This is a genomic window from Streptomyces sp. MA5143a (assembly GCF_900290235.1).
GTDB lineage: Bacteria > Actinomycetota > Actinomycetes > Streptomycetales > Streptomycetaceae > Streptomyces.
Genome location: NZ_OLMK01000089.1, coordinates 1 through 9,864, shown reverse-complemented (window position 1 = coordinate 9,864; position 9,864 = coordinate 1). Strand labels below are relative to the sequence as shown.

Here is a 9,864-nt window from a genome sequence, read left to right as displayed (position 1 = left end):
GGGGGTCGGGGGTGGTGCGGTCGGTGCTCACAGGCTCTGGAGCAACGCGAACGGCGGTCGGGGTACGAGGTAGAAGTGGTCGCCCTCCACGAGGTGTTCGCGGTGGCCGCCGGCGGTCAGCTCGCTCCAGGGGCGGCGGTCGGCGTCGTCGTCGGCGTCCCCGACGACGGTCGTGACCGGGCAGCGCAGCGGCGGGTCGTCGGGGTGCGGGGTGTAGGCGTGGAACATCCGGCCGTCGTCGCGCACATACGGCACGACGAGCTGCTGGAACTCCGGGTCCGACGCGAGGTCCGGGTCGGTGCCGCCGAGTTCGAGCAGCCGGGCGACCACGGCGGCGTCGTCCTCGTCCTCGTCCCCGGCGCTCTCCTCGGGGCCCGGGTAGGGCGCGTCGCGGGAGCCGGACGCCACCAGGTGCGCCGGCTGGACGCCGCGCCGCTCCAGACAGCGGGCCGTCTCCAGGGCGACGGCGGCGCCCATGCTGTGCCCGAACAGCACGAGGGGCCGGTCGGCCAGCGGTTCCACCGCGTCCGCGACGGCGTGCGCGAGGAGCCGCAGATCCAGGGCCGACGGCTCGCCGATGCGCTCGGCCCGCCCCGGATAGCGCACGGAGTGCACCTCGACGCCGGCCAGGCGCGTCCCCCAGTCCCGGAAGAACGCGGCCGAACCCCCGGCGTGCGGGAAGCAGATCAGCCGCCGGGCGGGGTCGGGGAGCGGGACGGGGCAGTGCAGCCACAGGGTTCGGGCCGAGCGCGGCGGGCCCGGGGCTGGACGGTCGGCGGGGCGGTCGGCGGGGCGGGCGGCGGGGCGGGCGGTGGGGGCGGGGGTCACTTCGTCGGCTCCTCTTGGGCGCGGTGGCGGCGGGCACGCAGGGCGCGGGCGCGGCGGGCCGCGGAGCGCCGGGCGTCGGCCTCCGCGTCGCCGGCGTCGGCCCCGCCGTCGCGGATCAGGGCGACCTGCGCGGAGACCGTGGTGTGGCGGAAGAGGGCGACGATCGGGGGGCGTGTGCCGGTGTGCCGCTCCAGGGCGTCCTGGAGCTGGAACATCGCCAGCGAATGACCGCCCAGGTCGAAGAAGTTGACGTCGGCGGGCACGTCCGTCACCTTCAGGACCTCCGCCCAGGCCGCCGCGACCCCGGCCGACGGATCACCGCCGCCTGGCGCACGCGGGGGCGTACCGCCGTCGGGTGCCCCCGCTGCCCGGCCGTCGGCGGGCACCGCCACGCCCGCGCCACAGCTCGGTGTCCCCGCGGTCGGTCCGTCGTCAGGGGCGGGCCGGCCCTTCGCGGCGCGCTGCTCGGTCGCCGCCGCCTCGGCTGCGCGGTACGGCTCCTCCGCGCGTGTGCGCAGCAGCGCCCGGTCGGCCTTGCCGTTGACGGTGCGGGGGAAGGAGTCGAGCACCTCGATACGGGCGGGCACCATCGGGGCGGGCAGCGAACCGGCCACCTGCTCCCGCAGGTTCCGTGCGTCGGGCCGCGCGGGCGCGAGCACGAACCCGGTGAGTGCGGTGCCCCGGGTGTCGGGCACGACGACGGCCTCGCGCACTCCGGGCAGCTCGCACAACGCGGCTTCCACCGCGCCGAGTTCGATGCGATGGCCGCGGATCTTGACCTGGTGGTCGCGGCGCCCCAGGAAGTCGAGGGTGCCCTCCTCGGTCCACCGGACGAGATCACCCGTGCGGTACATGCGCGCGCCGGGCACCCCCGCGAAGGGGTCGTCGAGGAAAGCCCTCGCGGTGGCCTCGGGACGCCCGAAGTAGCCGTGGGCCACCCCGGCGCCCCCGATGAACAACTCGCCCTCGGTACCGCGCGGTACGGGCCGCAGCCCCTCGCCGAGGACGTACAGCCGTACGCCGGGGGCAGGGCCCCCGACGGTCACCGGCCCCGGCGCGTCGTACCGGCGGTAGCTCGCCCAGACCGTCGCCTCGGTGGGCCCGTACTCGTTGACCAGAGCCACCGTGCGGGCGTGCAGCGCGAAGTGACGTCGCATCAGGTCGGCGGGGAGCGGCTCGCCCGCCGTGGTCACCGTCTCCAGGGAGCGCAGCCGTTCCATGCCCGCCCGCTCGGCGGCGTCGAGCAGGACGGCGTACAGGGAGGGCACGCACAACAGGCCGGTCACGCCGTGCCGTTCGACGAGGTCCATCAGCCGCTCGGGATCGCGGACCTCGTCGGGCGCGGCCACCACCAGGTGTCCTCCGGCGGTGAGGGTGCCCCACAGCCCGGCGACGGACGAGTCGAAGGCGAGCGGTGAGACGAGCAGGAAGACCGGCCGGCCCGGATAGACCATGCGCCGCGCCAGCGTCGACGCCGCCAACTGCCGGTGCCCGACCTCGACTCCCTTCGGTTCGCCGGTGCTGCCGGAGGTGTAGATGAGGTAGGCGGGGTCGTCGCCGGTGACTCCGGTGACTCCGGTGACGACCGTGGCGTCCGGTCGGCCGGTGGCGCCGACGGCAGCGGCGGCAGCGGCGGCCCGTCCGGCTTCGCCCCGGGCCGCCGGTCCGTCGGCGGCGCCCGCCACGGCGTAGGCGTGGGCGGTGTCGACGGCGTACTCGTGGGCGGTCTCCACGGCTGGATCGGGGGCTCCCCCGACGTCAGACGCGCCGCCGGACGCGGTGGCCTCCGCGCAGACCGGCGCGGTGGCCTCCGCGCAGACCGGCGCGGTGGCATCCGCAGGCGTGGCCCCGGCGGTATCCGAGGGCGCGGCCCCGGTGGCCGGCTCCTCGTCGCCGTCCTCGGCGTCCTCGCCCGCCCCGGAGGTGCGTGCGGTGTCGCGCTCCCCGGTGGGCCCGGCCGTGTCCTCGACCCGCACCAGCGGCAGGCCGAGCCCGCCGAGGCGGCCGGCCGCGGACCCGGTGACCACGGCCGCGCCGACCCGGGCGTCGGTGAGGACGCCGGCGATGCGCCGGTCGGGGTGGGCCAGGTCCACGGGTACGTACGCCGCCTCCGCCTTGAGGACGCCCAGGACGGCGGCCACCATCGCGGTCGACGGCTCCACCAGGACGGCGACCCGGCTGCCCCGGCCCACGCCCGACTCGGCGAGCCGGGCGGCGATGCGCCGGGCCCAGGCGTCGAGGGCCCGGTAGTCGATGGTGCCGTCGCGCCCGCTGACCGCGGGGGCGGTGGGGGTGATCCGGGCGAAGCCCGCCACCAGTTCGTGCACCGGGGTCCGACCGTCGTGCGGCAGAGGGGTACCGGTGCCCAGCGCTCTCGTCTCGTCGGGTCGCGGCGCGGAGGTCGTGGGCGCCGGCCGGTCGGCGAGCACGTCGGTCTGGAGCGAGGTCGTCATCGGAACTCCTCTGCTGAGCGTCGTATCCGGTGTGGGGGAGGGGCGGGGGCGTGCGGCACGGGGTGGGGGACCGGCGGCACGGGGCGGGGGTGGGGGCGGTGGCGACCGGGCGCGACCGGCCTAGGTCAACGGCATGCCGGGGTTCGCGGCGCGGTGCGCCGGGACAGGAACACGAGCAGGCAGGTGACGGCCAACGTGACGGCGCCGAGGGACTGCCAGTAGAGCCAGCCACGGCCCTGGTCGTGGAGCGCGACGAACAGGGCGCCGCCCGACAGCGCGCCGAGGGCCTCGCCGAAGGACCAGCACACCTGGCGCAGGTTGAACGCCTCCAGGGTGGAGCCGATGGGCAGTCCGGCGTACGCGGTGCTCACCATGGGCCCGAACGCCATCTCGGCCACCGAGAACACGAGGACCGCGAGGATCGCGCCCACCGCCGGTTCCAGTCCCGAACCGAGCGTCAGCATCGACCCGGCGAAGAGCAGGTTGGCGCCGCCGAGCACCGCGAAGGGGGTCGTCCCGCCCCGCATCAGCCGGCTGATCACCGCGGTGACACCGGCCTGGAGGAGCACGATCCAGAAGGCGGGGCCGGCGAGGAGGAAGGACCGCAGCGCGGCGGAGTCGAACCGCTCGGCGACGTAGAAGGCGAACGCCGAGTAGAACTGCGCGTACACGAAGGTGCCGAGGACGCTGACCACCACGGTGCGCCGGATCGCGGGCGTGGTGACGACCTGCCGCAGCACCTTCCGGCCCACCGGCCACCGGCCGGACGTCTCCGGCGGCCTGACACCGCGCGGCAGACCGGGCAGCATGACGACCGCGGCCGCCGCGTAGCACAGCGCGACCACGCCCATCAGCTTGTGCGGTTCCGACGGTGAGTAGAGGGCGTTCGCGAGGAACGGGCCGAGCGCCGCGGCGCCGTTGACCGCGATCTGCAGCAGGGAGAAGACCCGGTTGCGGCCGATGTCGTCGCGAATGACCTCGGCGATGAGCACCCGTGAGTACAGGAAGTGGGCGCTCACCCCGAACCCGGCCAGGACGAGCAGCCCGCACAGGGCCCAGTCCGCCCCCGCGAAGGGCAGCAGACCGAACGCGAGGGCCGACAGCAGGACGGACCCGACCATGCCCGGCGCGTAGGCGATCCTGCGCAGCCGCCGGGCCACGAGCGTGGCGGACAGGCCCGCCGACGCGGTGTAGCAGAACAGGCCGATCCCGACGATCGCGGTGCCGGAGCCGGGTGACCTGGCCGCGAGCAGCGGGCCGAGGACGGGGATGACGCTGTACAGGCCGAGGCTGCCCACGAGTGTCTCGGCCGCGAGTGCCGTACGCAGCCGTCCTGTCGGGACGGTCCGCCCGTCGTCCGAGGCCTCCTCCCGCACCTCGTCCAGTGCGCTGCCAGTCATGGGGCTCCCTTCCGAGTGCGCTGCGGGCCAGGGGTGTGGCACCGCGAGGCAACATGTTGCCAATGTTGGCACACGAAAGGCAACCTTGGAAGGAGGATCGGCGCACAGGAGGAACGGAATGGCAATTCCGCGTACCGCCGCCCACGGGACCTGGTCCGACTTCCGTGGGGTGAGGCCGCAGCACCCGCTCCGGCCCGGGTGCCGCATCACGACGAATCGGCCGGTGTCCACGAGGGACACCGGCCTACGGGCCGACTGTGGGCGGGGGACCGACCGATGGGCGGGAGTGCGGCCGACCGTGGGCGGAGCTGCCGACCGAGGGGCCGGAGTGCGGTCGGCTGCACGCGTGAGTACCGGAGGGGCCGGGGTCTCAGGGCGCCTCGGGCGCCACCACGTGCCGGGCGACCCGCTTCGCCTCGCGCAGCACCGCCTCCCGGTAGCGTTCGCTCAGGCCCAGCACGGACGGCAGCACCCGGCACTCCTCGACGTCACCGCCGGGGAAGGGCAGCGCGAGGCCCACCAGCGGCAGCACGCTCACCGGACTCCCGTCGTCGAACAGCGCGCGCACCTCCGGGTCGGTGATCCGGCGCCGCCCGTCGACCGGGGCGCCGACGACGAGGGTGTCCTTGCCGTCGACGGTGCCGCGTGCCACGCCGAGCGTCGCGTCCGGGTCGTGCGCGGCGGCCGCCACCTCGCGGCGGACCTCCTCGTACGACCGGTTGGCGCCCCACATGTCGAAGGCCCGGTACAGCTCCACGTCCAGGGCCGGCCACTTCGCCAGGAAGTGGTCCATGTTGACGTCGAACTCACGGAAGTTGGACGACACGTCCCGGGCGTGCGGCAGATGCAGCCCGTACACGTCCTCGCCGCGCACGATCGGCACGCCCGCCGCGTGCACCCGGTACCCCCACTCCTGGTCCTCGCCGCCCCAGCCCCGGAAGTCCTCGTCGAAGAACAGGCCGTGGCGCCGGATCGTCTCCGCGGGCACGACGATGAACGCGCCCCACACCAGGGTCCACGGCAGGACGAACGGATCGAACCGCCACCGCTTGTCCAGCCGGGCACCGGGCGACGCCTCCAGGTCCGCCAGCAGGGAACGGTACTCCCGGTGCTCGCGGAGGTCGGACGTCTCGGCGGGACGGTCCGACCGGCCGTCGAGACCCACGATCTGCCCCACCACGCAGACGTCCTGCCCGTCGGCGTAGTACCGGTCGTAGAGGGATTCGAGGCAGCGCGGGGGCAGCGCCAGATCCGCGTCGAGGAACACCACGACCTCCCCGGACACCTGGCGCAGCGCCAGGTTCCGCGAGCGGCAGAGGTTCCACTCCTCATCGACCAGCACGGAGACGATGGTCAGCCGGTCCGCGTACTCCCGACAGGCCGCGAGGTACTCCGGCGAGTACTCCAGGGCACCGACGACGACCTCGAACTCGGAGCCCGGCAGCGTCTGTTCGGCGAGCGCGGCGAGCGCGATCCGGAAATTGCGCAGTCGCTGCTTGTACGGGATCACGACGCTGATCTTGGGACCGCCCATCGCACGCCTCCTTGAACCCAGAGCAAGTTGGCAATACATTGCCAGACTCTTGCCTGAATTGGCAATGCTTGGTTGGATCGGAGCCGACGGCATCAGGGCGTAGCGAAGGGAGAACCGTATGCACAAGGACACGATCGGGGTCGTGACGGTGACGCGAGGGCGTCCGCGACTGCTTCGGCGGGCCATGGCCTCCGTCCACGCACAGGACTTCGACGGCCTCATCGAGCATGTCGTCGTCATCGACGAACAGGACCCGGAGACGGTGGCGGCGGCCACCGCCGCCCCGATCCGCCCGGGACTGCGGGTGACCGTGCACGAGGAGCCGCGCCCGCCGGCCGAGCGGAACGAGCCGCCGGGTGACAAGCGGCGGGTCTATCCGCGCCTGTCCCGTCTGTTCAACACGGGGGCGCGGATCTCCTCGGCGGACTGGATCGCCTTCCTGGACGACGACAACGAGTACGAGCCCCACCATCTCCGCAGCCTGCTGGAGTGCGCCCGGGAGCACGGCGTGCAGGTCGCCCACTCCGGCCGGACGATGTGGTACGCCGACGGCGCCCCGTATCTGGAGGAGGCGTGGCACACCGTCGACGACCCGGTGGAGGCGGCGCGGATCCATCGGGTGATGTGCGACAAGGGGGTCCGTGTCCCCGGCACCAACGTCCTTTTGGACCGCGCCGATCCGCGGCGCCCCGGGGACGCGTTCCGCACCAGCAGCGTGATCCGGGCGGAGGACCCGGTGGCGCTGGTGGACCAGAGCGTGTGGCTGGTGCGCCGGGAACTGCTGCTGCGGCTGCCGATCCCGGAGACGTTCACCGAGGCCGAGCACCTGGCCAACACCGCACCCGACGACAAACTGCTGCGGACGCTCCAGGACAACGGCGTCCCGATCGTGTCGACCGGGCAGCCCACCGTCCGCTACTACCTCGGCGGCGTCTCCAACCGCATCACCCGCGGCCGGCAGGCCGTGGCGGCGGAGTAGAGCGCCCTCGGTGCCGGGGCCCTGAGCCGCGCGACCCCCGGACCCTCCGGGCCGCGCGGCTCAGGCGCGTACGGGGCTGTCTGGGGCGGCGTCGTCGGGAGTGCCGTCGCGGGCGGGGCCGTCGGGCGGGACGGGCTCGGGGCCACTGCCGACCAGCAACAGCACCGTCGCGAGGCCCGCGAGGAGCGCGCACACCCAGAACACCCGGCCGTAGCCGACCCAGCCGATGACCGCGCCGGCGGTGGCGCCGCCCAGCATCACCCCGACCTGGAACGCGCCGGTGAACAGTGAGGAGGCGGCCCCCACGCGGTCGGGCATGGACTCCTGGAGGATGGTCACGGGGATGCTCAGCACCACCGCCATGAAGAAGGCGTTGAGCGCCTGGAGCGCGAGCAGCGCGACCCTGGACTCGGCCATCGGCAGGACCGCGAAGAACACGGTCGCGCACCCGGCCGCGTACGTCACCAGCCGCCACTTGCCGATGCGGTCGGCCCGGGCGCCCAGATACATCATCACCGGGATCTCGATCGCGGAGGCCAGTCCGAGCAGGAGGCCCGTGAATCCGGCGTCGTACGCGAGGTGCTTCGTCACGAACAGCGCGATGTCGATCTGGTAGACGCTGTTGACCGTCAGCAGCAGCATCGTGGCGACGAGCAGGATCCACGAGGACCGCCCGACGCCGGAGAAGGCCCTGCCCTTCGCCGCACCCTGAGCGGCGGGCGCGGGCGGCGGATGGTTCGGCAGCAGCCACAGACACAGGCCGGCCGCCAGGACGTACATGCCCGTGACCACCAGGTACAGCACGCCGAAGCCCTGTCTGTCGATCAGCAGGAACCCGATCGGGGGTCCGACGACCCAAGCCAGCGAGGTGAGGGCCCGCAGCAGGGAGTTGAAGAACGTGGCGTCCAGTGCCCGGGTCTCGGCGAACTCGCGGGTGTAGGCGAGCAGTTGCGGGAAGCAGGCGCTGCCGAGCGCGAAGAAGACCGCGCCGAGGAGGAACAGCAGGGAGTAGTCGCGGACGACGACGTAGGCGAAGGTGCCCACGGCGGACAGCAGGGTGCAGACGGTGAGCAGCAGACGCCGGTTGCCGATCCGGTCGGACAGGGCGCCGAACACCAGGCCCGAGAGGACGCCGAGGATCCCCCTGCCCAGGAAGAACAGCCCGATCAGCAGGGGGCCGACGCCGATCTCGTCGGAGAGGAAGAGGCTGCCCGAGGTGCTCATCATGGCGCCGGACACCCCGATCAGCGCCGTGTTCGCGACCAGTCCGGTGAGGGCGCCGTCCCTGGCCAGTCCCACCGCCCCGCCGTACAGCGCGCGGGCGCGGCCTCGGACGGCCTCCGTGGAGGGTCGTGTGCCGTGTTCCTCGGGAGACATGCTCACCGGTGCTCCTCCGTCCGGCAAAACTCGGGCACTTGATATTGCCAACCCTGTACACAGTAGGCAACAGTGGTGGCAAGTATTTGACAATGCGAGGAGGGTCATGCGAGTCCTCATCACCGGCGGTGCCGGCTTCCTCGGATCCCACCTGTGCGACGCGCTGCTGAGACGGGGCGACGCCGTCGTCTGTGTCGACGACCTGTCCATGGGGCGCCTGGAGAACCTCCGGCAGGCGCGACGGAATCCGGCCTTCCGATTCATCCAGTGCGACGTCACCCGGGGGCTCGACGTCCCGGGCCCCGTCGATGCCGTGGCCCATCTGGCCAGCCCGGCCTCGCCGCCGGACTATCTGCGGCGCCCGCTGCAGACCCTGGCGGCCGGCAGCCGCGGCACCGAGCACGCGCTCGCGCTCGCCCGACGGCACGGCGCGCGCTTCCTGCTCGCCTCCACCAGCGAGGTCTACGGCAGCCCGGAGGTGCACCCGCAGACCGAGGACTACTGGGGGCACGTCAACCCGGTCGGGCCGCGCAGTGTGTACGACGAGAGCAAACGGTTCGCGGAGGCCCTCACCACCGCTCACCGCACGGCGCTCGGCGTCGACACCGGGATCGTGCGGATCTTCAACACGTACGGCCCGCGCATGCGGGAGGACGACGGCAGGGTCGTCAGCAACTTCATCACCCAGGCGCTCGGCGGCGACGCGATCACCGTCTACGGCAGCGGCGAGCAGACGCGCAGCTTCTGCTACGTCGACGACCTGGCCCGCGGCCTCGTCGCCATGCTCGACTCCGACGAGCCGGGGCCGGTCAACCTGGGCAACCCGGCGGAGTTCACCGTCACCGAACTCGCCGGTCTCGTACGGCGGATGACGGGGGTCGAGGCGCCGGTCCACTACCGGGAGCTGCCGCAGGACGACCCGCCGCGCCGCCGCCCCGCCATCGATCGGGCCGTCCGCACCCTTGGCTGGCGTCCCGTCGTCGACCTGGCGGAGGGGCTGCGGCACACGATCGACTGGTTCGCCACGCGCTCCGGTGACCCCGCCACGGAGCCCCTCGCGGAGGTCGGCGCACGGTCCGCCGACCTCCCGGTCGTCGGCTAGTACCGTGACCGGACCGGTTCGCCGGCTCGCGACGCCCGGCACGGCACCAGCCACCGCCGGGCGTGCCCGGCCGGGGTGCCGCCGAGGTGCTCGGTGACGACCTGCGCGATGTCGTCGCCGAGCACCTCGGCGGGCCGGGCCGGACCGGGGGGCGAGCACTAGGGCGCGTTGCGAAAGTAGCGTCGTCTGCC

At 73.5% G+C, this 9,864-nt stretch carries 7 protein-coding genes; 2 read left to right on the top strand and 5 right to left on the bottom strand.

From position 1 onward, the window contains the following. Positions 1–27: 27 nt before the first annotated feature. The 4 genes from SMA5143A_RS33100 to SMA5143A_RS33085 all read right to left on the bottom strand — a co-directional run bounded on the left by SMA5143A_RS33100 (position 28) and on the right by SMA5143A_RS33085 (position 6,215). On the bottom strand, positions 28–828 hold the full coding sequence (locus SMA5143A_RS33100) for a thioesterase II family protein (protein ID WP_258193873.1): 801 nt from the start codon (positions 826–828) through the stop codon (positions 28–30). Further along, positions 825–3,281 carry an AMP-binding protein gene (locus SMA5143A_RS33095; protein WP_107466544.1) on the bottom strand — a complete coding sequence of 819 codons (2,457 nt, stop codon included), beginning with the start codon at positions 3,279–3,281 and terminating at the stop codon, positions 825–827. Before SMA5143A_RS33095 ends, SMA5143A_RS33100 begins: the two co-directional genes overlap by 4 nt. A 125-nt stretch (positions 3,282–3,406) precedes the next feature. Continuing rightward, the gene (locus tag SMA5143A_RS33090; RefSeq protein WP_181362120.1) at positions 3,407–4,681 is read right to left on the bottom strand and encodes an MFS transporter; all 1,275 of its coding nucleotides are present in this window, start codon (positions 4,679–4,681) and stop codon (positions 3,407–3,409) included. A 370-nt stretch (positions 4,682–5,051) separates the two neighbouring features. Continuing rightward, entirely contained in the window at positions 5,052–6,215 is a 1,164-nt protein-coding gene (locus SMA5143A_RS33085; RefSeq protein ID WP_181362119.1) for a glycosyltransferase family 2 protein, read from the bottom strand. A 118-nt stretch (positions 6,216–6,333) separates the two neighbouring features. On the opposite strand from SMA5143A_RS33085, the gene SMA5143A_RS33080 reads away from it, so the two are divergent. Continuing rightward, a complete protein-coding gene (locus tag SMA5143A_RS33080) occupies positions 6,334–7,194 on the top strand; it encodes a glycosyltransferase family 2 protein (protein WP_107466546.1) in 861 nt (286 codons plus the stop codon). Between the two features lie 60 nt (positions 7,195–7,254). Here SMA5143A_RS33080 and SMA5143A_RS33075 read toward each other — a convergent pair whose 3' ends face one another. Further along, positions 7,255–8,571, bottom strand: a complete 1,317-nt coding sequence (locus SMA5143A_RS33075) for a sugar efflux transporter (protein ID WP_258193874.1) — start codon at positions 8,569–8,571, stop codon at positions 7,255–7,257. A 106-nt stretch (positions 8,572–8,677) separates the two neighbouring features. Between SMA5143A_RS33075 and SMA5143A_RS33070 the strand changes: the two genes are divergently transcribed. After that, positions 8,678–9,673, top strand: a complete 996-nt coding sequence (locus tag SMA5143A_RS33070; RefSeq protein WP_107466541.1) for a UDP-glucuronic acid decarboxylase family protein — start codon at positions 8,678–8,680, stop codon at positions 9,671–9,673. Positions 9,674–9,864 lie beyond the last annotated feature (191 nt).